Annotated in this window: 25 protein-coding genes; 14 read left to right on the forward strand and 11 right to left on the reverse strand. The window is 66.1% G+C overall.

Going from position 1 to position 26,449, the window contains the following annotated elements:
* Positions 1-167 precede the first annotated feature (167 nt).
* The 3 genes from KXZ72_RS10795 to KXZ72_RS10805 are packed head-to-tail and all read right to left on the reverse strand — an operon-like array spanning position 168 to position 3,107.
* Entirely contained in the window at positions 168-941 is a 774-nt protein-coding gene (locus KXZ72_RS10795; RefSeq protein ID WP_226080936.1) for a heme ABC transporter ATP-binding protein, read from the reverse strand.
* Positions 941-2,011 carry a FecCD family ABC transporter permease gene (locus KXZ72_RS10800; protein WP_226080937.1) on the reverse strand — a complete coding sequence of 357 codons (1,071 nt, stop codon included), beginning with the start codon at positions 2,009-2,011 and terminating at the stop codon, positions 941-943. Before KXZ72_RS10800 ends, KXZ72_RS10795 begins: the two co-directional genes overlap by 1 nt.
* Positions 2,004-3,107, reverse strand: a complete 1,104-nt coding sequence (locus KXZ72_RS10805; RefSeq protein WP_226080938.1) for a heme/hemin ABC transporter substrate-binding protein — start codon at positions 3,105-3,107, stop codon at positions 2,004-2,006. The genes KXZ72_RS10800 and KXZ72_RS10805 overlap by 8 nt, the downstream gene beginning before the upstream one ends.
* A gap of 214 nt (positions 3,108-3,321) precedes the next feature.
* Here KXZ72_RS10805 and KXZ72_RS10810 point away from each other — a divergent pair, with 214 nt between their 5' ends.
* The 5 genes from KXZ72_RS10810 to KXZ72_RS10830 all read left to right on the forward strand — a co-directional run bounded on the left by KXZ72_RS10810 (position 3,322) and on the right by KXZ72_RS10830 (position 13,041).
* Positions 3,322-8,298: an HtaA domain-containing protein gene (locus tag KXZ72_RS10810; protein WP_226080939.1), complete on the forward strand. Its 4,977-nt coding sequence runs from the start codon at positions 3,322-3,324 to the stop codon at positions 8,296-8,298.
* Positions 8,299-8,408: 110 nt separating this feature from the next.
* Positions 8,409-8,792 carry a hypothetical protein gene (locus KXZ72_RS10815; protein WP_226080940.1) on the forward strand — a complete coding sequence of 128 codons (384 nt, stop codon included), beginning with the start codon at positions 8,409-8,411 and terminating at the stop codon, positions 8,790-8,792.
* A complete protein-coding gene (gene purM, locus KXZ72_RS10820) occupies positions 8,789-9,898 on the forward strand; it encodes a phosphoribosylformylglycinamidine cyclo-ligase (protein WP_226080941.1) in 1,110 nt (369 codons plus the stop codon). The genes KXZ72_RS10815 and purM overlap by 4 nt, the downstream gene beginning before the upstream one ends.
* A 33-nt stretch (positions 9,899-9,931) precedes the next feature.
* Positions 9,932-11,389: an amidophosphoribosyltransferase gene (gene purF / locus KXZ72_RS10825; protein WP_226080942.1), complete on the forward strand. Its 1,458-nt coding sequence runs from the start codon at positions 9,932-9,934 to the stop codon at positions 11,387-11,389.
* A gap of 170 nt (positions 11,390-11,559) precedes the next feature.
* Positions 11,560-13,041 (forward strand): carboxylesterase/lipase family protein, encoded by a 1,482-nt coding sequence (locus KXZ72_RS10830; protein WP_226080943.1) that lies wholly within the window; start codon positions 11,560-11,562, stop codon positions 13,039-13,041.
* A 3-nt stretch (positions 13,042-13,044) separates the two neighbouring features.
* On the opposite strand, the gene KXZ72_RS10835 is transcribed toward KXZ72_RS10830, so the two are convergent.
* A complete protein-coding gene (locus KXZ72_RS10835) occupies positions 13,045-13,635 on the reverse strand; it encodes a TetR/AcrR family transcriptional regulator (RefSeq protein ID WP_226080944.1) in 591 nt (196 codons plus the stop codon).
* 96 nt (positions 13,636-13,731) lie between these two features.
* On the opposite strand from KXZ72_RS10835, the gene KXZ72_RS10840 reads away from it, so the two are divergent.
* From KXZ72_RS10840 to KXZ72_RS10850, 3 genes are read left to right on the forward strand one after another with little or no spacing between them, the layout of a single operon-like run.
* Positions 13,732-14,481: an SDR family NAD(P)-dependent oxidoreductase gene (locus KXZ72_RS10840; RefSeq protein ID WP_226080945.1), complete on the forward strand. Its 750-nt coding sequence runs from the start codon at positions 13,732-13,734 to the stop codon at positions 14,479-14,481.
* Positions 14,482-14,517: 36 nt separating this feature from the next.
* The gene (locus tag KXZ72_RS10845; protein WP_226080946.1) at positions 14,518-15,111 is read left to right on the forward strand and encodes a GNAT family N-acetyltransferase; all 594 of its coding nucleotides are present in this window, start codon (positions 14,518-14,520) and stop codon (positions 15,109-15,111) included.
* An 18-nt stretch (positions 15,112-15,129) separates the two neighbouring features.
* On the forward strand, positions 15,130-15,450 hold the full coding sequence (locus KXZ72_RS10850) for a hypothetical protein (protein WP_226080947.1): 321 nt from the start codon (positions 15,130-15,132) through the stop codon (positions 15,448-15,450).
* Here the strand turns inward: KXZ72_RS10850 and KXZ72_RS10855 are convergent.
* The 5 genes from KXZ72_RS10855 to KXZ72_RS10875 form a co-directional block, all read right to left on the reverse strand.
* A complete protein-coding gene (locus tag KXZ72_RS10855; RefSeq protein WP_226080948.1) occupies positions 15,447-16,205 on the reverse strand; it encodes an iron ABC transporter ATP-binding protein in 759 nt (252 codons plus the stop codon). The genes KXZ72_RS10850 and KXZ72_RS10855 overlap by 4 nt on opposite strands.
* Positions 16,202-17,173 (reverse strand): iron chelate uptake ABC transporter family permease subunit, encoded by a 972-nt coding sequence (locus tag KXZ72_RS10860; protein WP_226080949.1) that lies wholly within the window; start codon positions 17,171-17,173, stop codon positions 16,202-16,204. The genes KXZ72_RS10855 and KXZ72_RS10860 overlap by 4 nt, the downstream gene beginning before the upstream one ends.
* Positions 17,160-18,134, reverse strand: a complete 975-nt coding sequence (locus KXZ72_RS10865) for an ABC transporter permease (RefSeq protein WP_226080950.1) — start codon at positions 18,132-18,134, stop codon at positions 17,160-17,162. The genes KXZ72_RS10860 and KXZ72_RS10865 overlap by 14 nt, the downstream gene beginning before the upstream one ends.
* 81 nt (positions 18,135-18,215) lie before the next feature.
* Positions 18,216-19,184, reverse strand: a complete 969-nt coding sequence (locus KXZ72_RS10870) for a siderophore ABC transporter substrate-binding protein (RefSeq protein WP_226080951.1) — start codon at positions 19,182-19,184, stop codon at positions 18,216-18,218.
* Between the two features lie 434 nt (positions 19,185-19,618).
* Positions 19,619-19,810, reverse strand: coding sequence for a DUF3073 domain-containing protein (locus KXZ72_RS10875; RefSeq protein ID WP_226080952.1), 192 nt, complete (start codon positions 19,808-19,810; stop codon positions 19,619-19,621).
* Between the two features lie 228 nt (positions 19,811-20,038).
* On the opposite strand from KXZ72_RS10875, the gene KXZ72_RS10880 reads away from it, so the two are divergent.
* Both KXZ72_RS10880 and crcB read left to right on the forward strand, forming a co-directional pair.
* Positions 20,039-20,470 (forward strand): fluoride efflux transporter FluC, encoded by a 432-nt coding sequence (locus tag KXZ72_RS10880; protein WP_226080953.1) that lies wholly within the window; start codon positions 20,039-20,041, stop codon positions 20,468-20,470.
* A complete protein-coding gene (gene crcB / locus KXZ72_RS10885) occupies positions 20,467-20,847 on the forward strand; it encodes a fluoride efflux transporter CrcB (RefSeq protein ID WP_226080954.1) in 381 nt (126 codons plus the stop codon). The genes KXZ72_RS10880 and crcB overlap by 4 nt, the downstream gene beginning before the upstream one ends.
* Here crcB and KXZ72_RS10890 read toward each other — a convergent pair.
* Together KXZ72_RS10890 and KXZ72_RS10895 are read right to left on the reverse strand one after the other, a co-directional pair.
* Positions 20,844-21,548 carry a PadR family transcriptional regulator gene (locus KXZ72_RS10890; RefSeq protein ID WP_226080955.1) on the reverse strand — a complete coding sequence of 235 codons (705 nt, stop codon included), beginning with the start codon at positions 21,546-21,548 and terminating at the stop codon, positions 20,844-20,846. The genes crcB and KXZ72_RS10890 overlap by 4 nt on opposite strands.
* Positions 21,545-22,348, reverse strand: a complete 804-nt coding sequence (locus KXZ72_RS10895) for a DUF4097 family beta strand repeat-containing protein (protein WP_226080956.1) — start codon at positions 22,346-22,348, stop codon at positions 21,545-21,547. Before KXZ72_RS10895 ends, KXZ72_RS10890 begins: the two co-directional genes overlap by 4 nt.
* 680 nt (positions 22,349-23,028) lie before the next feature.
* Here KXZ72_RS10895 and KXZ72_RS10900 point away from each other — a divergent pair.
* Genes KXZ72_RS10900 through KXZ72_RS10915 form a run of 4 tightly spaced genes read left to right on the forward strand, consistent with a single transcriptional unit; the run spans position 23,029 to position 26,440 of the window.
* Positions 23,029-23,868: an ABC transporter ATP-binding protein gene (locus tag KXZ72_RS10900; RefSeq protein ID WP_264159364.1), complete on the forward strand. Its 840-nt coding sequence runs from the start codon at positions 23,029-23,031 to the stop codon at positions 23,866-23,868.
* Positions 23,865-24,740: an ABC transporter permease gene (locus tag KXZ72_RS10905; protein WP_226080958.1), complete on the forward strand. Its 876-nt coding sequence runs from the start codon at positions 23,865-23,867 to the stop codon at positions 24,738-24,740. The genes KXZ72_RS10900 and KXZ72_RS10905 overlap by 4 nt, the downstream gene beginning before the upstream one ends.
* Before the next feature lie 24 nt (positions 24,741-24,764).
* A complete protein-coding gene (locus KXZ72_RS10910; protein WP_226080959.1) occupies positions 24,765-25,697 on the forward strand; it encodes an ACP S-malonyltransferase in 933 nt (310 codons plus the stop codon).
* Positions 25,694-26,440 carry an SDR family oxidoreductase gene (locus KXZ72_RS10915; RefSeq protein WP_226080960.1) on the forward strand — a complete coding sequence of 249 codons (747 nt, stop codon included), beginning with the start codon at positions 25,694-25,696 and terminating at the stop codon, positions 26,438-26,440. Before KXZ72_RS10910 ends, KXZ72_RS10915 begins: the two co-directional genes overlap by 4 nt.
* Positions 26,441-26,449: the final 9 nt, after the last annotated feature.

Raw genomic sequence — 26,449 nt, forward strand, 5'->3', positions numbered from 1 at the left:
TCGCGGTGTTTTATATCGTCCGTATGGCCTCGCGCCGGCGCGGTCACCCCGCGCCGCAGCCGCTTCCGGGTTCCTCCGGGCTGCTCTTCCCCGGGGAGACGCGCTCGGCCGATCCGGCCCCCGTGGATGATCATGCGTCCGCGCTGATTCTGGACGAGGCCCCGGGGCTAACGGATCGGGACGATCACATTCGCGCGACCCGGACGGGAGATGATCTCAACCTCCTGGCCATAAACCTCGAGGATGCGCTCGGCGGTGAGGACCTCGGTGGGGGTTCCGCTGGCCGCGACGGTTCCGCGACCCAATAGCGTGATGGTATCGGCATAGGCCGCCGCCAGGTTGAGGTCGTGCAGCACCACCACCACGGCATCGCCCGCGCGCGCCCGCTCCCGGGCGATGCGCAGCACATCCTCCTGATGCCGCAGGTCGAGCGCCGCGGTGGGCTCATCCAGCAGCAGGATCGGGGCGCGCTGGGCGAGGACCCGGGCAAGCGCAACGCGCGCGCGCTCGCCACCGGAGAGCGCCGGGACCGTGCGCTCAAGCAGGTGCCCCACATCGGTCTGTGCCACGGCCTCGGCGATGGCCGCCTCATCCTCGTCCTCGGCGGGGGTACGCTGCCAGGGCGCGCGACCCATCTCGATAACCTGCGCGGCCGTGAACGGGAACGATACGGTGTTCTCCTGCGCGAGGACCGCGCGCTCGCGGGCCAGATCGCGCACGCGCCAGTCGGCCAGATCGCGCTCGCCGAGGAATACCCGCCCGGAGGAGGGTGCACGATCTCCCGCGAGGGCCGCGAGGAGCGTGGATTTTCCGGCACCGTTGGGGCCGATCAGGGCGTGCAGGCTGCCGGGATGCACCCGGATGGACACATCGGAGAGGATCGCGCGACCGGAGAGGGTCACGGTCAGGTTGCTGGCGCCGAGGGTGGCGGTGAGTGTCATTATGCCCAGCCTCCCGAGCGCTTGCGGGTGCGGATAAGCAGCCAGAAGAAGAAGGGGCCACCCACGAGCGAGGTGACCATGCCGATCGGCAGGTCCGCCATGGGCACGGTGGTGCGTGCCACCAGATCGGCGAGCACCATCAGCAGCGCGCCGCCCAGCACCGAGGCGATCAGCAGCGGGCGATGCGCGGGACCGATGATCATCCGCATCAGGTGTGGCACCACGAGGCCCACAAAGCCGATGATGCCCGCGAAGGCCACGGCGGCGGAGACCAGCACGGCGACAAGCAGGATCACGCCGATGCGCAGCGCCTCCACATTCACCCCCAGATGCCGGGCACTCTTCTCGCCAAGCGCAAAGAGGTCAAGCTTGGGGGAGAGGAGATAGGCGATCAGCAGGCCGATTACCACCAGCGGGATCACGAGCTGCACCTGCTGCCAGCGCGCGCCGTTGAGGCTGCCCATCTGCCAGAAGATGATCTGCTCGCGCGAACTGGTGGTGCCGATAAACGTCATAAACGCGATCCCGGCCCCCGCGATGGCATTCACGGCGATACCGGTGAGGATCAGCGTGACCACCTCGGTTTTTCCCCCCGAGCGCGAGACCAGATAAACGCCGATCACCGTGACCAGGCCGCCGATAAACGCCATGGCCGGGATGGTCCACTGGCCAAATACCCCGATGCCCGTGACGATCGCGGCGGAGGCGCCCAGCGCGGCACCGGAGGAGATTCCGATCACGCCGGCATCGGCGAGGGGATTGCCAAAGATGGCCTGCAATAGCAGGCCCGAGCCGGCCAGCGCGGCCCCGATAAACAGGCCCAGCAGCAGGCGCGGAATGCGGATGGTCCACAGCGCGGCCTCGGCGTTCACGCGCGTGGGCGCGGGCACATCGAAGCCGATCTTGGCGAGGATCGAGTTGAGGATTTCGCCCGGGGTGATGGGGAATTGGCCCACCCCGAGGGAGAAGATGACCGCGGCGATCAGGGCAATGCCGAGGCCGGAGAACAGGGCCACGCGCCGCCCGATCACGTGTTTCGGGGTGGCCGTGGCGGCGGGGCGCCTACTCATTGCCCGCGGCGGGCTCGGTATAGAGGGCGCGCGCGAGCGCCTCGATGATGCGCGGGGTGCGCGGGCCGAAACCCAGAATCTCGGTGCCGTCCATGTCCACGATGCGCCGGTTCAGCCCGGCGGGAGTCTGCTGGAGCGCGGGGATCTGTTCCAGGAGGCCGTCCACGCCGCCCACCGATTCCAGGCCATCGGTCATCATCAGCAGGACGTCGGGACGGGAGTCCAGGAGTGCCTCGGCGGTCATCGGTTTCATTCCGGTCCAGCCGATTTCCTCGGCCACGTCCACGCCGCCGATCGAGCGGATCAGGGCATCGGCCCCGGAGCCCTCACCAAAAAGATAGTAGATGCCGGCGCCGCCGCGGGCGTAGAGGAAGACCACGCGTGGGCGATCGGCCTCGGCGGTGGGCACGATCTTATCGATCTCCGCCTGGCTGGCCGCGAGCTCCTGGGCGATGCGGGTATCCAGGCGGGTGCCGGTCTCGGACAGGCCCAGGGCCGCGGCCACGGAGTCCACGATCTCGGAAATATTATCGATCGTGCGGTCCTGGGTGATCATGACCACGGGGATTCCGGCCTCCGCGAGCTGCTGGCGCACGGCCTTCGGGCCCAGGCTGCCGTCGAGGAATAACACGGTGGGTTCGAGGGCCAGGATGGCCTCGGCATTCAGGGTATGGCTTGCGCCCGTGGCGATCTCCAGGTCCTCGGTGCCGGGGAACTGGGTGGCGGCATCGCGGCCCACGAGGTTCTCGCCGAGGCCCAGGCCCCAGACGGTGGCCGCGAGGGTGCCGGAAATATCAAGGGCGAGGATGCGCGAGACATCGGTCACGGTGACCTCGGTGCCGCTGTCATCGGTCACGGTGGCGGGCAGCGCGGGGGTGCCGGGGTTATCGATCGGATCGATCACCGGATTGGCGAGGCACGCGGTGGACGTGCCCTTAATATCCTTGGCGGCTACGCCGATATCCAGATCGGCGATGGCCACATCCGGGCAGCCGGCCACCTCGTGGGCGGGGGTCTGCGCGGCGCATCCGGACAGAAGAAGGGCGCCGAGGGCGAGGAGGGCGCCGAGGCGCGCCGCGGGGCGAAGCTGCTGCATGACCGTCCAATTGTGGGGAAAAAGGCCGAATTATTGAGGTAAGGGTACCCTCAGCTTGACATTCGGACCATACTCGGATTACCTTCTAAGCATAGCCTCACCTTAATAGGTTTTTGTACCTCTCTATATGTCCCTGCGTCCGGCCTGAACCTCCCCGGGTTTTGCCGCTGCCCCACCGGGGACACCACAGCACCCACACACCCAGGAGTACCCCGTGTTTCTCTCTGCCCTGAATTCCCGGTTGAGGGTCGCCCTCGCCCCGATCATCGCGCTGGCGCTTATTGCCGGTGGCGTGATGGCGGGAGCGGGCCCGGCCAGCGCCGTGGCGGCATCGCCCGCCGCCCCGACCCTCACGGTGACGCCGAGTGCGGAAATTGATTCCACGAAGGCCAACGACATCATCGTCACGGGCTCGGGCTATTTTGGCCCCAATGCCTTCCAGGGTGTGTACCTGATGCTCGGGGAGACCTCCTATTGGTCGGGTAATGAGCCGCTGAAGAGCGGCGGCTGGGTGGTCGAAAAATTTGTGTCCCCGGGAACCGGCTTTAACGCCGCCGCGGGCACGTTCAGCTATACGCTCCAGGTCCCCGCGGGGGCGCTGGACCCGGAGAAGTCCTATCACGTGGCCACCTCGGCCGCGCACGGTGCCTCCGCGAGCGACCGCACTCTGGATGCCTTTAAGCCGATCACGGTGAAGCAGCCCGTTGTGGAGCCTCCCGTCGTGGAGCCCCCGGTTGTAGAGCCCCCGGTTGTGGAGCCTCCCGTTGTGGAGCCTCCGGTTGTAGAGCCCCCCGCCGCTGTTGTTCCTGAGGTGAAGGTGTCGAAGACCGAGGGGTTGAACCCGGAGGGTGAGACGGTTACGGTTACCGGTTCGGGTTTTGTTCCCACGGATAAGACCACTGCGTTGGGTCAGCCGTTGACGGGTAAGTTTGGTGGCGCTTATGTGGCGTTTGGCAAGTTTGCTCCGGTGTGGAAGGCGTCCGAGGGTGCTGCTACGGCTGCGCGGAAGACGTTCCATCAGCGGTGGGGTGTTCATGAGTCTGAGTTTGATCGGGTTGGTGGTGCGTCCGCTGGTGCGATTGTGATTGATGCAGAGGGTAATTTCACGGCTGAGATTAATGTGAAGAAGGGTTTTGCGGGGGAGTTGGCCGAGGGTTCGTATGGTATTTATACGTATCCGGGTGGTCGTGCGACCGAGCCTCTTTTTGAGACGTATACCCCGGTGGTGTTTGAGGAGCCGGTTGTTCCTGAGGTGAAGGTGTCGAAGACCGAGGGGTTGAACCCGGAGGGTGAGACGGTTACGGTTACCGGTTCGGGTTTTGTTCCCACGGATAAGACCACTGCGTTGGGTCAGCCGTTGACGGGTAAGTTTGGTGGCGCTTATGTGGCGTTTGGCAAGTTTGCTCCGGTGTGGAAGGCGTCCGAGGGTGCTGCTACGGCTGCGCGGAAGACGTTCCATCAGCGGTGGGGTGTTCATGAGTCTGAGTTTGATCGGGTTGGTGGTGCGTCCGCTGGTGCGATTGTGATTGATGCAGAGGGTAATTTCACGGCTGAGATTAATGTGAAGAAGGGTTTTGCGGGGGAGTTGGCCGAGGGTTCGTATGGTATTTATACGTATCCGGGTGGTCGTGCGACCGAGCCTCTTTTTGAGACGTATACCCCGGTGGTGTTTGAGGAGCCGGTTGTTCCTGAGGTGAAGGTGTCGAAGACCGAGGGGTTGAACCCGGAGGGTGAGACGGTTACGGTTACCGGTTCGGGTTTTGTTCCCACGGATAAGACCACTGCGTTGGGTCAGCCGTTGACGGGTAAGTTTGGTGGCGCTTATGTGGCGTTTGGCAAGTTTGCTCCGGTGTGGAAGGCGTCCGAGGGTGCTGCTACGGCTGCGCGGAAGACGTTCCATCAGCGGTGGGGTGTTCATGAGTCTGAGTTTGATCGGGTTGGTGGTGCGTCCGCTGGTGCGATTGTGATTGATGCAGAGGGTAATTTCACGGCTGAGATTAATGTGAAGAAGGGTTTTGCGGGGGAGTTGGCCGAGGGTTCGTATGGTATTTATACGTATCCGGGTGGTCGTGCGACCGAGCCTCTTTTTGAGACGTATACCCCGGTGGTGTTTGAGGAGCCGGTTATTCCCCAGGTCACGGTGACCCCGAATACCGATATCGATTCCACCGTAAAGAACACGCTCACCGTGACCGGTAAAAACTTCACCGGACCCGCGGCCAAATTTGGCACCTATCTTTATGCCGGACTCAGCTCCTCCTGGCCCGCCGGTTCCACCACGCCCCCGACCATGGCCGGCTGGATTAAAACCGGCTGGGTTCAGCCCACTGAGATCGTGAACGGATCGTTCACCGCCACCATCGAGATCCCGGCGGGGTCCTTCGACCCGACGCAGTCCTATCAGGTGGCCACCTCGGCCGCCCACGGGCTGGTAGGCGCCGAACGCGGCCTGGATACCCACACTCCGCTGGCCATTCGCGCCGGCGTCCCCGTGCCCCAGATCACCGTGGCTCCCGGCGGAAACATCAACGCCGGGGTCGCCAATGAGTTCACCATCACCGGAACCGGCTTTGATGGCATCGCCTCGGCGAATGCCGCCCTGACCGGGCTTGAGGTGCGGATCGGCGATATTGCGCTGTGGAACGGTACGGGTGCACTCCCCGAACAGGGCTGGGTGGGCAAGGGTTTTGTCACCGCCGAGAGCGTGAAGGACGGCCGTTTTAGCGCCAAGGTCTCGGTCCCGCGCGGGGCCTTCCTGAAGGGCGTCAGCTATCAGGCGGTGGTCGCCGCCCGCACGGTGGGAGCCCCCGCGGTGGATACCTTTAGCGCCCGCGCCCCGATCGCCGTGGTGCACCCCAATGGGGCCACCGTCACGGTGGATCCGAGCAATAACGTTGAGCCCAATATTGATAACGTCTTTACCGTTCGTGGCTCCGGCTTCACCGGCAGCTCGGCCCAGTTTGGTGCCTATGTGCTGATCGGCAAGCAGTCCTATTGGTCCGGTCAGGGGCCGCTGCCTTCGGGTGGCTGGCTTGCCGAGGAATTCATTCCGCCGGCCAAGATTGCCGCCGATGGAACCTTCAGCGTGAAGATCACGATCCCGGCCGGGAAATTTGAGCCCGGCGTGCGCTATCACGCGGCCACCTCGGCCGCGCACGGCCTGTCCGCGACCGATCGGAGCCTCGACGCCTTTGCCGAGATCACGATCAAGCAGCCGGTCACCTCGGGACCGCGCGTAAGCGTCACCCCGCAGAACCGGATTAACCCCGCCGTGGCCAATACCTTCACGGTGACCGGCTCCGACTTCCTGGGTGAGGGCGCCGCCAACGGCGTCTATATCCTGATCGGCGAAAAGTCGTTCTGGTCCGGCAACGGCCCGCTCCCCGACGGAGACGGCTGGCTCACGAGCGTCCTTATTCCCTCGGGAGCGGTGATTAACGGTTCGTTTATCGCCACGCTGACCGTGCCCGCGGGCGCGTTCCGGGACGGCGTCGCCTATCAGCTCGTGACCTCGGCCGCGCACGGCCTATCCGTGACCGATCGCAGCCTGGACACGTTCACCACCCTGGGTATCTCCGCCGGCGGCGGAACCACCCCGATCGTGCCGCCCACCGACCCGGTGGTGGTTGCCCCGGTGACCCCGGCCGTGGCGGGTGGATCGCTGCGCTGGTCGATTAAGAACCAGTACAACGACTATGTGCAGGGTCCGATTGCCAAGGGTTCGGTGAGCGCCCTCGCGGGAGCCACCCGCTCCAACGGCGTGTTCCAGTTCGGCCAGGCGGCGATCAGCTCCTATGATCGCCAGTCCGGAACCGGAAGCGTGAGCTACTCGGGAGCCGTGAATTTCTCGGGCCATAACGGCGCGCTGAACTTCACGCTTGCCAATCCGGTGATCACAATTAACTCGCCGAGTTCCGCCACACTCACCACCACGCTTAACGGCCGCAGCATCGTCTTCGGCACGCTGAACCTGGGTGCGGCCACCCGCTCGGAGAACGGCGCGGCCACCACATGGTCGGGCGTTCCCGTGAGCGTGACCGCCGCCGGTGGGGAGCTCTTCCAGGGTCGTTATGACTCGGCCGACCCGCTGAGCTTCACGATCGGTGCGCCCGCCGCCGCCCCCGCGGGTGCCAGCGGAACCGTCCTGGCCGCCTCGGCCGCGTCCAAGGCCGCCGCCCTGCCCATCCCGGCCACCCCGCCGGCCAGCACGGGCCTGATCCTCGACGAGGCCACCCTCGCCGCACTCGCCAATGGCGAGGTCGGCACGGTCACCGCCGATGGTTTCCAGCCCAATGAGAAAAACATCCGCGTGATCGTCTACTCGGACCCCATCGTGCTGGGCACCATCTCCGCGAATGCCGCGGGAGTGGCCAGCTGGACCGGATCGCTGCCCGCCACGCTTGAGCCCGGCGAGCACACGCTCACGTTCCAGGGTTCGGTGAATAAGGGAGTGGTGATCACCGTCGCCGCCCCCGACCTCGCCGAGGGATGCACGGTCGAGGGAGCCACGCTCAGCTGGGGCTTTAAGGCCTCGTTCCTCAACTACATCGAGGGCATCGCCCGCGGCGAGTATGTGGCCGGAGACGGCGCCACGTTTACGTATCCCGCCTTCGGCTTCACCGCCGGAACCGGGCACTACCTGAGCGAGAAGGCCTCGGGCCTGGTCACCTGGCCCGGTAGCATCCACTTCACCGGGCACGGTGGAATCCTCGATACCACGGTCTCCAACCCGCGCATCGAGCTGGTGGACGCCTCCACCGCCTTCCTGCTCCTGGATATCCACGGCACCACGCAGGACGGGGCCGCGGTGGATCAGAAGTCCGTGCGCTTCGCCACGCTCGCCGTGGACGGCAGCAACCTCACCCGCTCGGGCGATGCACTCGTGGGCACGGCCATCCCGGCCGCACTCACGGCCGAGGGCTCCGCGGCCTTCGGAACCTATCCCGCGGGCGAGGCCCTGGACGCGGTGACCTTCGAGGTTCCGCTGCCCGCCGACTGCGGCAGCGCGCCCGTCACGGAGACCAAGGCCGATCCGAAGCCCGTGCAGGCCACCGTGACCTCCGCCGTGGTTGAGGAAGCTGATAACTCCTGGATGTGGTGGACCGGGGGTGGCATCCTCCTCCTCGGCGCCGCCGCCGCCATCACCATCGTGGCAATCCGCCGCAAGCGCGCGGGTATCGCGGCCGAATAGCCCGCCCCGCCGCCGCACCGGCCCGGCCCCTCCCGCTCGCGGGGAGGGCCGGGCCGGTGGCGTTTTCCCGGCGGTTTCTCACCGCGCACGACATGGGGGAGAATAGAACCATGAATGACTCCCCGGAGCAGATTCCCTCCGAGCCCATCGAGGCTCGCACCCATACCCGGGTGCAGGTACGCCGCTCGCCCAAATACGTCACGTTTATCGTCCTGGGTGCCGCGATTGGCCTCATTGCGGCGGTAATTCTGACCCTCGCCTTCCCCGAGAACGATAAGTTCACGCCGCTTCAGGTCTTCGGATTTGTGGCGCTGGTCTCGGTGGTCATCGGTGTGGCCGTGTTCTGCTGCATCGCCCTCATCCTCGACCGGGTCGTGGGGCGCAAGGTGCGGGTCGTGGAAGCCGATAAGCTATACGTGCACCCCGCGGATTCGGCGGATGCCGAACAGGTTCAGGTGCCTCCCACTACGACCGAGGGTAACCACAACTCATGACCTCTGCCTCCAGTTCCTATCGTGACGCCGGTGTAGACACCGCGGCCGGAGACCTCGCCGTCGAGCTGATGAAATCGGCCGTCTCGGCCACTCACGGCCCCGAGGTACTGGGGGGTGTGGGCGGGTTCGCCGGCCTCTTTGATGCCTCCGCGCTGCTGGGCTATCGCCGCCCGCTGCTGGCCAGCTCCACCGATGGCGTGGGCACCAAGGTGGCCATCGCCCAGGCCATCGATAAGCACGACACCATCGGCCAGGACCTCGTGGGTATGGTGGTGGACGATATCGTGGTGGTGGGTGCCAAGCCCCTCTTCATGACCGATTACATCGCCTGCGGCAAGGTCCACCCCACCCGCATCGCCGATATCGTGGCCGGCATCGCCCGCGCCTGCTCGGCCACCGGCACCGCCCTCGTGGGCGGCGAGACCGCCGAGCACCCGGGCCTGCTGGGCCCCGATGACTATGACGTCGCGGGTGCCGCGACGGGCGTGGTTGAGGCCGACCGCATCCTCGGCGCCGAGCGCGTGCGCGAGGGAGACGTGGTGCTGGCCCTGGAATCCTCGGGACTGCACTCCAATGGCTATTCGCTGGTGCGCCATATCCTCGCCCAGGCCAAGATCGGCTTTGGCGATCACAGCGCCGAACTCGGCGGCACCGTGGGCGAGATCCTGCTGGAGCCCACGCGCCTGTATACCTCGCCGCTGATCTCCCTGCTGGAGGACGCCCGCTTCGACGGCGCGGTGCACTCGCTCTCCCACGTCACCGGGGGTGGCATCGCCGCGAACCTCGCGCGCGTGCTGCCCGTGGGTTCCTGGGTCGAGGTGGATCGCTCCACGTGGTCTCCCGCTCCCGTATTCCGCGTCCTGAGCGATATCGCCGGAACCTCGCTGGAAAGCTCCGAGGGCACCTGGAACCTCGGCATCGGTTTCTTCGCGGTGGTTGCCGCGGAGCACGCCGCCGCAATCTCGCGCGCACTCACCGAGGGTGGCATCCCCACCTGGGCCGTGGGCAGCATCGGGATGGGCGAGCGCGACCTCGGCGGTTTTGAACAGGGCGCCAAGGGCGTCAACGGCGGAGCGGTTCGCCTCGTCGGCAGCTATAACAACTAAACACCTACAGCCTCAAACAGGGAGCAACGACGCATGTGCGGCATTGTTGGTATTGTTTCATCCAGCCCGGCCAACCAGCAGGTCTATGACGGGTTGCTGCTCCTGCAGCACCGCGGTCAGGATTCCACCGGAATCGCCACCGCGGATGGCGCGACGTTCCATATCCATAAGTCCAAGGGGCAGGTGCGCGAGGCGTACCGCACGCGCGATATGCGCGCCCTGACCGGCAATATGGGGCTGGGCCACGTGCGCTACGCCACGAGCGGCAGCGCGGCCAATGAGCAGGAGGCGCAGCCGTTTTATGTAAACGCGCCCTATGGCATCATCCTGGTGCACAACGGTAACCTCACCAATACCCGCGAGCTCACCCGCGATCTTTTCCACGTGGATCGCCGCCATGTGAACTCCACGAGCGATACCGAGCTGCTGCTGAACGTGCTTGCCACCGAGCTGCAGTCCAAGATCACCGGCCTCGAGCTGGACCCCGATCAGATCTTCAGCGCCGTCGCCCAGGTGCACGAGCGGGTCGAGGGCTCCTATGCGGCCATCGCGATGATCGCCGGCCACGGCATGCTGGCCTTCCGCGATCCCTTTGGTATCCGCCCCCTGGTTCTGGGTCGCCGCGCGGGCGAGGGCACCCAGGACGATTATGTGGTGGCCTCCGAGTCGCTGGTCCTGGAGAGTGCCGGCTATGAATTTGTGCGCGATATCGCCCCGGGCGAGGCCGTATTTATCACCGCAAACGGCGAGGTTTATTCGCGCCAGTGCTCGAAGTTCTCGCGCCTGGTTCCCTGCGCCTTTGAATATGTATACCTGGCCCGTCCCGATTCCGTGATGAACGGCATCAGCGTCTATGACGCGCGCCTGCGCCTGGGTAACCGCCTCGCCGATACCATCGCCGAGCATATGCCCCTGGGCGATGTGGACGTGGTTATGCCCATCCCGGATAGCTCGCGTCCCGCCGCAATGCAGGTATCGCAGAAGCTGGGCATCGAATACCGCGAGGGTTTTTATAAGAACCGCTATATCGGCCGCACGTTTATCATGCCCGGCCAGGAGCAGCGCCAGAAGAGCGTGCGCCAGAAGCTGAACGCGATGGGCAGCGAGTTCCGCGGCAAAAACATCCTGATCGTGGACGACTCGATTGTGCGCGGCACCACCTCGCAGCAGATCGTGCAGATGGCCCGCGAGGCCGGGGCCAATAAGGTCACGTTCACGTCCGCGGCACCGCCCGTGCGCTTCCCCCACGTCTATGGCATCAACATGCCCTCGCGCGAGGAGCTGATCGCCCATAACCGCAAGATCCCGGAGATCGCGCGCGAGCTGAACGCCGATCACATGATCTATCAGGAGATCGCCGATATGCAGAGCGCGATCATCGAGGGTTCCGCGGTGACCGAACTCGAGATGAGCTGCTTCACGGGAGACTATGTCACGGGCACCGTGACCCCCGAATACCTGGAGTGGGTCGAGCGCACCCAGCTGTCCTAGGCCGCCGGGTCTCCCCAAAAACGGGCGTCGCATCTGCGACGCCCGTTTTCTTTTTTCCCCGCGCGGGGGTTGCCCGGCACCGTCTCATCGTGACACGCTGGGGGATCGCTAAGAGCCCGCAGCCCCGCCCGAGAGACGCGGGGGAATATCCCCGACCCGAGGAGACGCCCATGAGCGCCAGCAGCACGACCCAGGCCGTGACCACCGCCGGAATCGTCGAGGGGGAGCGCCTGCCGGAGGCGGGGCTGGTCTTCCGGGGGATTCCCTATGCGGCGCCGCCCGTGGGGGAGCTGCACTTTGCCGAGCCGCAGCCTCCCGTGCCCTGGGAGGGGGTGCGCCCGGCCCGGGAATTTGGGCCCACCTCGGCGCAGGCGCCGTCCACGGGGGAGGCCGCGAGGCTGCTACCCAATACGATCATTCCGGGCGAGGATATCCTCAACCTCAACGTATGGACCCCGGGGCTGGGCGGGCGCGCCCCGGTGCTGGTTTTTATTCACGGCGGCTCGTTTACGAGCGGTTCGGGCGCGGTGCCCGGCTATGACGGGCGGCGCTTTGCGCGCGATGGCGTGGTGGTGGTGACCATCAACTATCGGCTGGGTGCGCACGGTTTTTTGTGGTTTGGCGAGGGCCCGGCCAATCTGGGGCTGCTGGATCAGATTCAGGCGCTGCGCTGGGTGCGCGAGAATATCGCGGCCTTTGGCGGCGATCCCGCCTCCGTCACGGTGTGCGGGGAATCGGCGGGCGCGATGAGCGTGGGCTGCCTGCTCGCGATGCCCGCCGCCGCGGGCCTATTCCAGCGGGCGATCCTGCAATCGGGCGCCGCGCACCACGCCGTCTCGCCCGCGACCGCCCGCAAGATCGGCACGCGCCTGGCGGCGCTGCTCGGGGTGGAGCCCACGCGAGAGGCGATCGCCGCGCTTCCGCTCGATACGGTGGTGGCCGCGCAGGTGGCACTGGCAAAGGAGGTTTCGGCCCGCCCGAGCCCGCGCCGCTGGGGCGAGGTGGCCCGCAATATTATGCCCTTTGAGCCCGTGGTGGACGGGATGGTGCTGCCCGAGTTTCCCATTAACGCGATCGGCGCGGGGGCCTCCGCGGGGGTGCAGCTGCTGGTGGGAACCAATGCCGAGGAGACCCGGCTCTTCCTGGTGCCCACGGGCATCATTCGCAAGGTTCCCGGCTTTTTTGTGGGGCTGAAGGCGCATGCCTATGGCCTGGGGATTGCGGGGGCCCGGCGCTATCGCCGGAACCGGCTCGACGCCCTGCCCGGGGATGCCCTCTCGGCGATCATGACCGATTGGATGTATCGGATCCCCGCGCTGCGCCTGGCCGAGGCGCGGCCCGGAACCCATGTATATGAGTTTGCCTGGCGCTCGCCCGCCTATGACGGGCAGCTCGGGGCCTGCCATGCGCTGGAGCTGGCCTTTGTCTTTGATCTGCTGGATGAGCCCGGCTATGACGGCCTCACCGGGGGATCCGCGCCGCAGTCGCTCGCCGATACGGTGCACGCGGCCTGGGTGAGTTTTATTTGCACGGGGGATCCGGGCTGGCCCGCCTATGACACCACCACCCGCACCGAGATGCGCTTTGACGCGGTCTCGGCCACGATTAACGATTCGCGCGGGGACGAGCGCGAGATGTGGGACCGCCGCTAGCGGCTAGAGCGCATCCAGGCCGCGCAGCGCGGAGAGGGCCGCGCGCAGGTCCCGTTCCGGGGTGGCGTTCTGCCCGCGCGCCCAGCGCACGAGCGCGCCAAATACCACGGAGCTGAGCGCATCCACGAGGACGGCCCGTGCCGTGGCCCGCTCGTTTCCGGGCAGGTGTTCCCCGAGGAATTTTTCCAGCTCGCCCCAGAAGTCCTCCAGCTTGCCGGGCCCGGCCGCGAGCAGATCCGGATGGTCGGCGATGATGCGCAGCCGGGTGCGGGTGACCCCGCTGCCAAAATCCAGCGAGAGGATCGAGTCGATGATTGCCTCGCCCAGTTCCGCGAGCCGGAACTGCCCCGCGGGAATCGTGGCCAGGCGCGCGTGCAGGTGCTCGCGCACGGGGCCCACGCCGCTCCATACCAGGTCTCCCTTGGTGGGGAAATAGCGAAAGAGGCTGCGCCGGCTGATCCCGGCATGGGTGGCCACGGTATCCATGCTCACGGCATCGTAACCGCGCTCCTCAAAGAGTGTGACGGCGCTATCGGCGATATGTTCCGGGGTGATGCGGGCGGGGCGGCCGCGCGGGATGGACGGGAGTGTCATGATTCCCCATGCTACCGCCGCGGCGCACCCCTGGTCATTTATGGCACTAAGTGTCATAATTGGGGAACTCCACGAAGAAAGGTTTCCCCGATCATCATGACCAACCCTCGTTTTCAGAATCAGACCGTTATTGTTACCGGTGCCGGCTCGGGCATCGGCCAGGCGAGCGCGCTGCGTTTCGCCGCGGAGGGCGCGCGCGTGATCGCCGCCGATGTGTCCTCCGAGCGCCTCGATGCGCTCCTGGCCGAAAACCCCGGGCTGGACCTGGTGCCCGTCGTGGGTGATATCACCGCCGAGTCCGGCGTGGAGAAGATCATCGCCGCGGCCGCGGGCCGCGTGGATGTGCTGGCCAATGTGGCGGGCATCATGGACTCCTTCCTCCCCGCCGCCGAGGTGGATGACGCCACGTGGGAGCGCGTATTTGCCGTGAATGTCACGGCCGTGATGCGGCTGAGCCGCGCGGTCCTGCCGCTCATGGTCGCCGCGGGTTCCGGCGCGATTGTGAACGTGGCCTCCGAGGCGGCGCTGCGCGGCTCGGCGGCGGGCGTGGCCTATACGGCCTCCAAGCACGCCGTGGCCGGGCTCACCAAAAACACCGCGGTGCTCTACGCCAAGCAGGGAATCCGCGTGAATGCCGTGGCCCCCGGTGCCGTGATCACCAATATCGAGGCCCCCATGAAATCCGAGCTCGCCGCCGCGACCCTCGGCCCGCTGATGCAGGTGGTGGTCCCCACTCCGGCCTCGGCCGATAAGCTCGCCGCCGCGATCACGTGGCTCGCGAGTGCCGATAGCGAGAATGTGAACGGCGTGATCCTGCCCTCCGATGGGGGCTGGTCGGCCATCTAGGGGAAACTCCCCCGGTGCGGGGGTAGTGTCGAGGCTATGAGCAGCAGCGAGGCTACCCCCATACCCATACCCATACCCGGAACCGATGCCCTGATCCGGGGCAGCGTGCGGGTCCGCCACCTGATCGAGGCCGATCTGGAGCGCCTGTGCGCGTGGTGGAACGATCCCGAGACCGCGCGTTCCCAGCGCGGCACCGCCCTGCCGCTCTCCGCCGAGCGCACCACCTCGATGTTTCGGGAGTGGGATGCGGGCAGCGATTCCTCGCTGGGCCTGTGTATCACCACCGCGGAGGGCGAGCTGGTGGGCCACGTGGCGCTGTGGGGTTATGGGGGTGTGCCCCGGATCGGCACGATGGGCCTGATGATCGGCCCGGAATATCGCAATCGCGGCTATGGCACGGATGCGGTGGAGCTGCTCCTGCGGCTGGCCTTTGAGGAGCTGGATCTGCACCGGGTGGAGCTGGGCTATTACGATTTTAATTCCCGCGGAGCCCGGGTTTATGAGCGCGCGGGGTTCCTCGTGGAGGGTCGCCGCCGCGAGGTGAGCCTGCACGAGGGGCGCCTGCACGATGAGATTCGCTGCGGCATCCTGCGCGCGGAGTGGCGGGCCCGGGTGGCCGCACATAGATAGCAAGGGTTATTCTGTGGTGTGACCTCTCCCGCACCGCACCCGCCGCTCTGGACCCCCGCCATCAACCGCTTTTTTGGCCTCGGCCTGGTGCTCCTGGCGGGCCTCGGAATCTCCGGCGGTGTGCTGGCCCTGCGCGCCACCGAGCGGGTGCAGACCCGCGGGCGGCGCGCGGGAGAGATCCTCTCGGACGTGATCGCCGGCACCAATGTGGTGGATGAGCGCGCGCTCCTGGCCTCGCGCCTGCTCCTCTCCGGCGCGGGAATCTGGGCGATCCTCTTCATCGCGCTCCTGGTGTGGATGACGGTGCGCCGCGTGCGCCGGATCTCCCCGCGACCCTAGCGGGCATAAACCGCGGTGAGCTGGCCGTCGATGCTGTGCACACGCACGGGCGTATCAAAAACATCGCTGAGGATCTCCGAGCGCATGATCTCGGCTGCCGTCCCGGAGTGGCTGATCAGCCCATCGCGCAGCGCGATGATCCGATCCGAATAGGCCGCGGCGAAGTTCACGTCGTGGATGATCAGCACGATGGTTTTCCCCAGCTCATCGGCAGCGCGGCGCAGCTGCCGCATCATGAGCACCGCGTGTTTCATATCGAGGTTATTCAGGGGCTCGTCAAGCAGCACGTAGCGGGTGTCCTGGGCGAGGACCATCGCCACAAACGCCCGCTGGCGCTGGCCGCCCGAGAGCTGATCGAGGAAACGATCCGCGAGCGGCACGAGGTTTAAAAACTCCAGCGCGCGATTCACCGCCTCGTGATCCTCGGGGCGCAGCCGCCCGCGCGAATATGGGAAGCGGCCAAACCCCACCAGATCGCGCACGCTGAGGCGCGCCGTGATGTGGTTCTCCTGGCGCAGGATCGAGAGATGGCGCGCCAGCTCCTCCGAGCGCGCGGCGATCACGGGGATCCCGGCCACGCTCACGGTGCCCGCGGTGGGCTCCAGCAGGCGGCCGATGATGGTCAGGAGCGTGGACTTGCCCGCGCCATTGGGGCCGACCAGGGAGGTGATTCCGCCCTCGGCTATGCTCCCGGAGACCGGGCCCAGCACGGTGCCACCCGGATAGCTTTTCAGGACGTCGGAGAATTCGATCACGGGGTGCCCTTTCGAAGCAGGAGGACCAGGAAGAGGATGCCGCCCACGAACTCGATGATCACGGTCAGGAAGCCGCCGGCGTAGAAGATATTTTGCAGAATGAACTGGCCACCCGCGAGCGTGATGATCCCCAGGAGGAAGGCCATCGGCAGCACGTATTGGTGGCGATGAGAGCCGGTAACCTGGTAGGCGAGTGTCGCCACAATAAACCCAAAAAAGGTCATTGGCCCCACCAGGGCGGTGGAGAAGGACACCATAACCGCGATCAGCATCAGCATGATCGTGAGCTCGCGCCGATGATTGACCCCCACGGCCGTGGCGGCATCGCGCCCCAGCAGGAGCACGTCGAGGCGATGCCGGCGCCGCCAGATCACGAGGCCAATCAGCGCGCAGATGCCAAAGGCCAGCGGCAGATACTCGGGATTCACCGCCGAGATCCGGCCAAAAAGCTTCACCGAGAGCAGATCAAATTCGGTGGGGGACAGCAGGCGTTGCAGGAAAACCGACAGGCTGGAAAACGCCATACCGATCACCACGCCCACCAGGAGCAGCAGATAGAGGCTGCCAAATTTTCCGGAGAAGAGCCAGCGGTAGAGCAGCGTGGCAAATATCACCATCAGCAGCGTCTGCGCGAGCAGCTTGGGGATGCCCTCGGTATTGGAGATCACGGTGCCGCCGAAGAAAAAGACCATCAGCGTTTGCATGAGCGTATACATCGAGTCAAAGCCGATGATCGAGGGCGTGAGGATGCGGTTCTGGGTGATCGTATGGAAGATCACGGTGCCCACGCCCTGGGTGAACGCGGCGATGATCATGGCCCCGAGCATCGTCGATCGCACGCCGAGGCTATAGGAGAACGAGCCGCGAATCATCAGCAGGAGGAAGCCGGCCACCACCAGCGCCGCGATGAGAGCGACGATCCCGAGGCGCAGCAGCGGGCGCGCCGCGCGCGGGCTAGGCGCCGACACGACGCTGCTGCCGAAGAACAAGGCCGATAAACACGGCCGCACCGATAAAGCCCAGGATCACCGAGGCGGGGATCTCCATCGGGGCCACGATCACGCGCCCGATCAGATCGCAGGCCAGCAGGAAGCAGATGCCCACCACCGCGACCCAGGGCAGGTTGCGGCGCAGGTCATCGCCGAGCAGCATCGAGACGATATTGGGTACCACCAGGCCCAGGAACGGGATAAAACCCACCACCACACTGGTCACGCCCGTGGCCAGTGCCACCATCAGGATCCCGATCAGGACCGTGCGCTCATAATTGAGCCCGATATTGGTGGCGAGGTCGCGGCCGAGGCCCGCGACGGTGAAGCGATTGGCGAGGAAAAACGCGAGTATCGCCACGATCACCGTGGCCCAGAGCGGCTCATAGAACCCGCGCACGATGCCGCTGAAGCCCCCCGAGGCCCAGGAGGACATGGACTGAAGGAGGTTAAACTGGCCCGCGATAAACGTGGTGATCGCGCCCACCACGGCGCCCAGCATGATGCCCACAAGCGGCACCACCATCGAGGAGCGCAGCGGGATCCGGCGCAGCACAAACATGAACAGCATCGTGCCGATAAACGCAAAAACGCTCGCCACGATCATGCGCGGCATGGGGGCGGCATTGGGGGCGAGGATCAGCATCACGAGGATGCCCAGACCCGCCCACTGGCTGGAGCCCACGGTGGTGGGCTCCACAAATTTATTCTGGGTGATGGCCTGCATGATGACGCCGCATACGCTCATCGCCACGGCGGCAAAAATGAGCGCGAGGGTGCGCGGGATGCGGGAGATAAAAAACATCTCCCGGGCATCGGGATCGGTGAACAGATTGGCAAGCGTGATGTCATAGCCGCCCACAAGCAGCGAGGTGATGATCAGGGCCACCGTGAGTGCAATAAGCAGCGGAAGGACAACGGTGCGGCGAAGGCGAAACATACTCTCCCGGGATGGGCTGGGTGGGGGACTGGCCGCGGCCGCGCCCCCGCTCGGGGAGGGCACGGCCGCGGGGCGGAGGGGCTAGCCCTTGGTGAACGCCTCGGCGATCTGGTCAAAGGCCTCGGTATAGGACTGGATACCCTCGCGGGTGTAGAAGAACGGGTCGAGGTAGATGACGTGGCCCTTCTGCGCAAACGTGGTATTTGCAAACGCCTCCTGCGCATCGATGATCTGCTTGGCGGGGGAGACATCCTTTCCGCCCACGGCCGCGTCGCGGTCCATCACGATGACCCAGTCGGGATTGGCCTGGGCGATGGTCTCGGGGGCGAGCCCGGAGTCGCCGTGCACATCCCCGCCCTCGCCGGCAAATACATCCTTGAGGTTCAGCGGCTCCAGCAGGTGGCCGATGCGCTTGGCGCCGTTATCCAGCTTGCCGCCCGAGACCACGCCGAGGAAAACGCTCTCGCCCGAGGTGGCATCGCCTGCCTTCTTCTCGGCGGCCTCGAAGGTCTTGACCGTTTCGGCGGCCTTATCCTTCTTATCGAAGATCTCGCCGAGCGTGGTGGTCTGGGTCTTGAGGGACCCCGTCCAGCCGCCCGCGGCATCCTGATCGGCGGAGATATCGATGACCGGGGCGATGCCCATTTCGGTGATCTTTTCGGTGTACTCGCCGAAGCGATAGCCGCCGATCACGAGGTCGGCGTCCACGGCGGACAGGGCCTCAAGATCGGGCTCGCGGTGATTGCCGATATCCACGATGTCTTTATTATTGATCCACTCCTCATAGCCCTTCTTGGGCAGGAGCGGCTTGGGGACGGCCACGGGGGTGATGCCCCAGTCGCGCAGCGTTTCGAAGGAGGTGTTATCCAGCGCCACGACCTTCTGGGGGTTCACCGGAACCTCGATCGACCCGTTGGCGGCCTTCACGGTGATGGTGGAGGCGGCCTCGCCCGATTTTTCCGGGGTGCTGGCGGTGGAGCAGCCGGCCAGGGCAAGTGCCGCGAGGAGCGCGGTGGCCCCCAGGAGGGAGCGCCGAATCGTAGACGTCATGAGTGTGAGATCTCCTTTGCTGTGGTTGAGCCCCCGCCGCGGAACACAGAAAGTCGCGGCATCAGTAAGGCAAGGGTTACCTAAGCAACGTAGCATTATTGCGGGTGGCGCGTGCGGGTGCCCCGGGCCAAAACGGCGGTGGGTGCGCGCGTGATTCCGTACCGGAGAGGGGTATCGGCGCTGTCTCGTGATGACACGATTAATGGGCGCTTCCGACGCGGAAACACGGGGATCGCCCGGGTGGATCGGGGATGGCTTTTACCCCCTGGCGGGCACCCCATAAAGAGGGTCAGGAACGTTATCTTTTTGTGAGACTGCGGTTCGGCCCGGCCGCGATTGGCCGCGTGTCGGCGCCCGATCCATCCCGCGACTTAAACGCAAAACGCCCGACCCGTCATCGGGATCGAGCGTTTTGAGGCGGTGAAACCGGCGCGCTATGCGTGCTTGGTTTCACCCTCGTAGTCGTCGGCATATTCTGCCCATTTAGAAATTTCGGCGTCGTAATGATCACCGGGCTCATGTCCGGTGAGCTCACGCTCAAGCGCATCATAATTGACCTCGGGGCTGAATGATTTCAGCTCACGAGCGATCTTGGTGTGCTTTGCCTTTTGACGGCCGCGCCCCATGCGAGACCCCCTCACGAATCAGTTTGTCGAACGGAGAACTCCGCCCGATGGTTTCACCAACCAGGGAACGATAAAGACTAACCTTGATCGTAGCATGATGTGGGGTGAATCTCGGCCACGCCGCGGGATGCGGCTGCCCGGGAGCGGTACTCCGGCGCGGGCTCCAGGTCGGCTGCCCATACTTTGAATATAGTGGTTCGCGACCGCAAGCCACGAGGAGGCGCGTAGATGATGCCCATCCGTGCATTCCCGCCACTGCATACCGTGGCCCTGGTCTTCCTGGGGGGCACGCTTGGCGTCGCCGCCCGCGCGCTGCTGGGCGAGGCTTTTCCGGCCTCGGATGGGCTCGCCTGGATCACCATCCTGATAAATATTAGCGGCGCATTTGCCCTGGGCCTGCTGCTGGAGGCCCTCATCCCGCGCCCGGGCGAGGCCGAGTCCCCGCGCTCGCGCACCCTCCGGCTCCTGCTGGGCACGGGCGTCCTGGGGGGCTTCACCACCTTTAGTGCCCTCGCCGTGGATACGGTGCACCTGCTCACGCTGGGCCGCCCGCTGGCAGCGCTCGCCTATGCGCTCGGCTCGGTCCTGTGTGGCGCGGTGGCGGCCTGGCTGGGCATCCTCCTGGGTGCGCGCCTCGCGCGGAAGCGGGGGCGGGCATGAGCCCGCTGCTGCTCGCGGGGATCGCGCTGGCCGGTGGGCTCGGCGCGGCGACGCGCTATGTGCTGGACCTCCGGTTGCGCGCGCTCCTTGGCGAGCGGATGCCGTGGGGCATCCTGCTGGTGAATGCCTCGGGATCGCTTGCGCTGGGGGTGCTCGTGGGGCTCGCGGCCGCCGCCGCGCTGCCCTCGCCCTGGCTCCTCATTGCGGGGGTGGGATTCCTCGGTGGGTATACAACCTTCAGCACCACGAGTGTGGATAGCGTGCGGCTGCTGCGCGAGGGCCGCCCGCTGGCGGCCCTCGGCAATGGGCTGGGTGGCCTCGCGGCCTGCGTCCTGGCCGCGGGCCTGGGCTATGCCCTGGGGTTTCTCGCGGGTTAGAGCCCGCGACGCAGGGCCGCGAGGCCATCGCGCAGGGTGGCTACCACCTCCGCGCTCAGGGTGCCCGCCGCGGCACCGCGCCGGAGCTCGCGGCGCGCCTCCTGGCGGAACCCGTTGATCAGCAGCTCGGCCTCGCGCAGCAGGGCCCGGGAATCCCGGGGTCCGGCGGCGGGTGCGGGCCCCGGGTCATCAGCGGCCTCGCCAGCGGAGAGGAACCACTCGGGCACGGCGTTGGCCCGGGCATCCGGCGCCGGATCGGCGGGAGCCTCCGGGGCCGGGGCGGCGGGTGCCGCGGGGGGACGCGTCGCGCCGGCCCGGGCCTCGCGCGCGGCGGCGGCCAGATCGGCGCGCAGCGTTTTCATGGCGCCCGCCACCTCGACCCGCACACCATCGGCCAGGGCGCGGATGCTCTCCGTGACGCCGTGCTCGATTTTTTCGAGCTCGGGACCGCGGGCCCGCAGCTCCTCGCGCCCGGCCGGGGTGATTGTATAAACCGTCTTGCGGCCCTCGGTGCTGCGCGAGACCAGGCCCTCGCTCTCGAGCTTGGAGAGGCGCGGATAGACGGTGCCGGCGCTGGGCGAATACGTTCCGCCGAAGCGTGTGCTCAGCTCCCGGATGAGCTCATAGCCGTGCCGGGGCTGCTCATCGAGCAGGTGCAGGAGGTAGAGGCGCAGCCCGCCGTGCGGGAAAACCGGGGTCACGAGGCATCCGCCGTGCCGCGGCGCAGGATCGTGAGGCTGCCGGAGACGGAATTGGCCGTAATCTCGACCGTCTCGCCCCCGCCGGGGAGCTGTCCCGTGCGCAGATCGCCGACCTGGCCGTCGATACTGACCTTTCCGCTGACCGAGTTCAGCGCATAGTGCACGCCAAGATCGCCGTCCACGCGCACGGTGCTGTGCCCGCTCACCGTTTTGGTGGCGATATGCCCGGCGGGGCCGGTGATATCCAGGAAGGTCTTGCCCGAGGCCGTCTCGGAGTCAAACGGGGAGATGGCCCCCGAGGCGGTGATCTCGCCCGAGACGGTCTGGGTATGCAGCGGGCCGTGATGATCGCTCACGCCGATCTCGCCCGAGACCGCGCGGGCAGCCACATCGCCGCGGTGCGATTCGACCTGGATCTCCCCGCTCACGGTATTAATCCGGGCGGAACCGATCAGGCCCGAGGCCAGGACATCCGCGGTGACGGTGCCGAGGTTCAGGGCCGTGTGGCGCGGGACGAGGATGCTGATGCGGGCGCGCGCGGTATCCGGACCGAGGAAGCGGGCGATATCCATGAGGCTCGACCAGCCCAGCCGCATATGGTCCACCTCGAGCGAATCGCCGTCCAGGGTGATGCGCAGATCGCGGCCGCGCACCGAGTGCACCTCGACGCGCGTACCGGGGTCATCGTGGCCGATCACGTCGATCTGCCCGCCCACGAGGCTGATGCGCAGCCGGCGCACCGTTTCGATATCGATCACGCGGGTCTGCCCCGAGGGCACCACCCATTCCTCCTGAGCCACGCGGGCCCCCTTTCACTGCGGTTGATTTAAAACACGATATATCTCGATATCGGTTCCGTCAATATATCGCGCTATATCGTGACTTGCGGCTGTCGCGTCTCCGTTTTCGCGCGGCGGATCCCGCGCAATGTCCGAAATGGCCCCGCCCCGTGGCGCTTAGGGGGGCAAACGCCCTCGCGACTCGTGAACAATAGTCTTTTTGCCCCGCTCTCTCCAAAATTCCGAACTGGATTCCCACGTCTTTCCAAGGATTTCGGGGCCTTCCGCCGTGGTGCTCTCGCCCGTCGCGGTCGAAAAGCGCGCCCGAAATCCCGCCAGAAAACCACCCAAAATCGGCGGTGCCGATCCCAAACCCGGGCCCCCTTTCAAACAAAAACAATGGGTTTGAAAAACGGCCCTCGACCGGGGGGTAGTGTGTGTCTGGGCGATGCTGGGATCGTTCCGTCCGACCCCGAAGCGGGGGCCGATTGGGGAATTCCGGCGCGTCGATAAGACCTGATTTTGGGTGCGCTAGGGGCATCCAAAACCGTGGTGCCCCGACCCGATCGACCCCATATCGTGGGGATTAATTGGCGACGGCACCCCCAGAACAGTTAGAGGAATGACGCGTGGGGATTAGTGTCGCCAATTTAAAGAAACGCTACGGACGGGTCCGTGCCGTTCGAGACCTCTCCTTTGAGGTGGCCGAGGGATCCATCTTTGCGTTCCTCGGGACCAACGGTGCGGGGAAAAGCACCACCATCTCCTGCATCACCACCGTCACACCCTTCGACGGCGGAACCATCCTCGTCGCGGGCCTGACCGTGGGCCGCGACGATACCGCGATCCGCCACCAGATCGGCGTGGTCTTCCAGCAGTCGATCCTCGACTCCGAACTCACCGTGCGCGAAAACCTCACCGTGCGCGCCGGATTTTATGGAATCTCCGGGCGCGAACGGCGCGAACGCATCGCCGAACTCTCCGGCCTCGTGGCCCTGGACGACTTCCTCGACCGGCCCTATGGGCAGCTCTCGGGCGGGCAAAAACGGCGCGCCGATATCGCCCGTGCGCTCGTGCATCGCCCGCGCATTCTCTTCCTGGATGAGCCCACCGCGGGCCTGGACCCGCAGAGCCGGGAACAGGTCTGGACCACGATCCACGCGCTGAATAAAAACGTGGGACTCACCGTTTTTCTCACCACGCACTATATGGAGGAGACGGAGGAGGCCGATCGGGTCTGCGTGATCGACCGCGGCGAAATCGTCGCGGAGGGCACCCCCGGGCAGCTGCGCCGCGAATATAGCCGCAGCATCCTCTCGATCACCCCCGTGCCCGGCAGCACCGAGCGCATCACGGCCGCCCTGGCCTCCTGGGGAATGGAGTGCGAGGCCGGCGAGGTGCTGCGCATCACCGTCGAAAACAGCATGCAGTCCCGCCATATCCTGGCGGCGCTGGGCGAGGACGTCGCCGATTTTGAATTCCGCCACGGCACGATGGACGACGTTTTCCTGGCGCTGACCGGAACGGGAGTCACCGAATGACCGTCTATCTGCTGGCCATGCGTAACCTGCGCCTGTTTTTCCGCGACCGCACCCAGGTATTTTTCTCCCTGCTCTCGGCGCTGATCCTGATCGCGCTCTACGCCCTGTTCCTCGGTAACCTCCAGGTGCTGAACCTGCGCGAGGCCGTGCCCGGGGCCAGCGATGAGCAGATCAGTGCGTTTGTGAACTCCTGGGTCTTCGCGGGAATCATCATGATCACCTCGCTCACCACGGGACTCGCCGCGATTGGCATCTTCGTGGAGGACCGCTCCACCGGGCGCTTCCGGGATTTCCTGGTCTCCCCGATTCGGCGCTCGCACCTGATCCTCGGCTATCTGATCGCGAGCTTTGTGGTGGCACTCGTCATGACCATCTTTGTGGCGATCGTGGGGCAGGTATATCTCGCGATCCGCGGCGAACCGCTCATGAACGCCGTGCAGGCCCTGACCCTCCTGGGCTATATCGCGCTCTCGGCCGCGGCCTTCTCGGCGCTGTCCAGCTTTATCGTGACATTCATCCGCTCCAACGGGGCCTTCTCGGCGCTCAGCACCATCGTGGGCACCGTGGTGGGTTTTCTCGCGGGGGCCTATATCCCCGCGGGCACGCTGCCCAGCGGCGTGGTCAACGTGATGAATGCGCTGCCGTTTGCGCAATCGGCGGCCCTCATGCGCCAGCCGCTCACGGCGAACGCGCTGGAGGACCTGGCGGATGGCCACTCCGAGGCGATCACGGAGCTGTCCGAGTTTTATGGCATCAGCCTGAGCGTGGGCGATTTTGACCTGAACAACGGGATGATCCTCGGCATCATGGCGGGAATCTTTGTGGTGTTTGTGCTGTGCGGCTCCTGGCGAATCGGCCGGAGCATTCGATGACAATTTTGGAAGGATACGTGAACTATGACCAGAGAAGTTTCTAATCACCCCATCCTCAAGGTGGGCCAGTTCCCCGGCCAGGGGAGCCAGAGCCTGGGCATGGGCCGCGCCCTGCGCGAAACCTTTCCCGAGGCCCAGGAGGTATATGAAATCGCCTCCGAATCCACCGGAATAGACGTGGTGGCGCTGTGCGAGCGCACATCCGAGGACTATCTCGCGCAGACCCAGAACGCCCAGCTGGCCATCGTCACCGTGAGCGTGGCGGCCTGGCGAGTATGGGATGAGCGCGTGCGCGAAAGCGAGCGCGATACCGTGGCCTTTTGTGGGCACAGCATCGGCGCCCTCTCGGCCGCAATCGCCTGTGGCGCGCTGACCATCGCCGAGGGCACCCGGCTCGCGCGCTCGCGCGGGCTGCTGATGTCCCAGGCCCCGGGCCGCGGATCGATGCTGGCCGTGGCCGTGGGTTCGGTGCAGAACCGCCGCGATACCCTGCGCATCGCCGAGGAGTGTGGGCTGGATGTGGCCGCCTATAACGGCGACCGGCAGCTGGTGCTCTCGGGCCGGGTCGAGGGGGTTGCGGTGGCCCATGAGCGCCTCGGGGCCCGTTCGCGCCCGCTCCGCGTGAGCCACGGATTCCACTCCCGGCTGATGGACCCGATCCTGCCGGGCTGGTCCCAGCTGCTTAACGAGGTCACCTTTAAGCCCGGCCGCAGCGGCTATCTGGGCAGCGCCAGCGGGCAGCTCGCCGGCAGCCCGGAACAGGTGCGCGAGGACCTGCGCGGGGGACTGCGCTCGCCCGTGCGCTGGGACCGCGTGCTGAAGCGCACAGCGAAGTCCCCGCAATGGGCGGTATTTGGCCCCGGCCGCGCCCTCGTTGGGCTCGGCCGCCGCGGGGTTCCCGGGGTAGCCCCGATCACCATCGACGATGCCTATGCCAGAAATGCGAGAAAATCATGACCGACCCCACGCCCACCCCCGTCGCCCTGGTGGCCGGCGGTAGCCGCGGAATCGGCCGGGCCAGCGCGCTGGCCCTCGCCGCCGCGGGCCGCGATGTGGCCGTGCTCTATCACTCGGCGGAGGACGCCGCGCTTGAGGTGGTTTCCGAGATCGAGGCGCTGGGTCGCCGGGCCATCGCCCTGCGCACCGATGTCCGCGAGGAGGCCGAGGTCCGCTCGGCCTTCCGCGCCGTGCGCACCGAATTGGGCACCCTCACCGACGTGGTGATCAGCTCCGGCATCACCGCCGATGGGCTCGCCGCCACGATGTCGCTGGCCAGCTGGGACAGCGTGATCGCGACCAACCTCACGGGCTCCTTCCTGATCGCGCGCGAGGCCGTGAAGGCCATGCGCCGCGGCGGGGGCAGCATCGTGATGATCGGCTCCACCTCGGGCATCAGCGGCCAGGCCGGACAGGTGAACTACAGCGCGAGCAAGGGCGGGCTGCACACCATGGTCCAGGCCTTCGCCAAGGAGGCCGCCGGCTTTGGCATCCGCGTTAACGCCGTGGCCCCGGGCTTCACCGATACCGACATGCTGCGCTCGATGGATGCCAAGGCCCGCGCGGCCATGACCGCCCATATTCCCCTCGGCCGGGTCGCCGAGAGCGCGGAGGTCGCCTCCGTGGTGGCCTTCCTCTCCGGACCCGCCGCCTCCTATATCACCGGACAGATTCTCGCCGTAGACGGCGGACTGACCGCCTAACCACCCAGA

It is taken from the genome of Mycetocola spongiae (genome assembly GCF_020424085.1).
Lineage (GTDB): Bacteria > Actinomycetota > Actinomycetes > Actinomycetales > Microbacteriaceae > Mycetocola > Mycetocola spongiae.

Bases quoted from the DNA above. Each gene is read 5' to 3' on its own strand.
- KXZ72_RS10795 (WP_226080936.1), bottom strand. From the start codon at position 941: ATGACACTCACCGCCACCCTCGGCGCCAGCAACCTGACCGTGACCCTC.
- KXZ72_RS10800 (WP_226080937.1), bottom strand. From the start codon at position 2,011: ATGAGTAGGCGCCCCGCCGCCACGGCCACCCCGAAACACGTGATCGGG.
- KXZ72_RS10805 (WP_226080938.1), bottom strand. From the start codon at position 3,107: ATGCAGCAGCTTCGCCCCGCGGCGCGCCTCGGCGCCCTCCTCGCCCTC.
- KXZ72_RS10815 (WP_226080940.1), top strand. From the start codon at position 8,409: ATGAATGACTCCCCGGAGCAGATTCCCTCCGAGCCCATCGAGGCTCGC.
- purM (WP_226080941.1), top strand. From the start codon at position 8,789: ATGACCTCTGCCTCCAGTTCCTATCGTGACGCCGGTGTAGACACCGCG.
- purF (WP_226080942.1), top strand. From the start codon at position 9,932: ATGTGCGGCATTGTTGGTATTGTTTCATCCAGCCCGGCCAACCAGCAG.
- KXZ72_RS10830 (WP_226080943.1), top strand. From the start codon at position 11,560: ATGAGCGCCAGCAGCACGACCCAGGCCGTGACCACCGCCGGAATCGTC.
- KXZ72_RS10835 (WP_226080944.1), bottom strand. From the start codon at position 13,635: ATGACACTCCCGTCCATCCCGCGCGGCCGCCCCGCCCGCATCACCCCG.
- KXZ72_RS10840 (WP_226080945.1), top strand. From the start codon at position 13,732: ATGACCAACCCTCGTTTTCAGAATCAGACCGTTATTGTTACCGGTGCC.
- KXZ72_RS10845 (WP_226080946.1), top strand. From the start codon at position 14,518: ATGAGCAGCAGCGAGGCTACCCCCATACCCATACCCATACCCGGAACC.
- KXZ72_RS10865 (WP_226080950.1), bottom strand. From the start codon at position 18,134: ATGTTTCGCCTTCGCCGCACCGTTGTCCTTCCGCTGCTTATTGCACTC.
- KXZ72_RS10870 (WP_226080951.1), bottom strand. From the start codon at position 19,184: ATGACGTCTACGATTCGGCGCTCCCTCCTGGGGGCCACCGCGCTCCTC.
- KXZ72_RS10875 (WP_226080952.1), bottom strand. From the start codon at position 19,810: ATGGGGCGCGGCCGTCAAAAGGCAAAGCACACCAAGATCGCTCGTGAG.
- KXZ72_RS10880 (WP_226080953.1), top strand. From the start codon at position 20,039: ATGATGCCCATCCGTGCATTCCCGCCACTGCATACCGTGGCCCTGGTC.
- crcB (WP_226080954.1), top strand. From the start codon at position 20,467: ATGAGCCCGCTGCTGCTCGCGGGGATCGCGCTGGCCGGTGGGCTCGGC.
- KXZ72_RS10905 (WP_226080958.1), top strand. From the start codon at position 23,865: ATGACCGTCTATCTGCTGGCCATGCGTAACCTGCGCCTGTTTTTCCGC.
- KXZ72_RS10910 (WP_226080959.1), top strand. From the start codon at position 24,765: ATGACCAGAGAAGTTTCTAATCACCCCATCCTCAAGGTGGGCCAGTTC.
- KXZ72_RS10915 (WP_226080960.1), top strand. From the start codon at position 25,694: ATGACCGACCCCACGCCCACCCCCGTCGCCCTGGTGGCCGGCGGTAGC.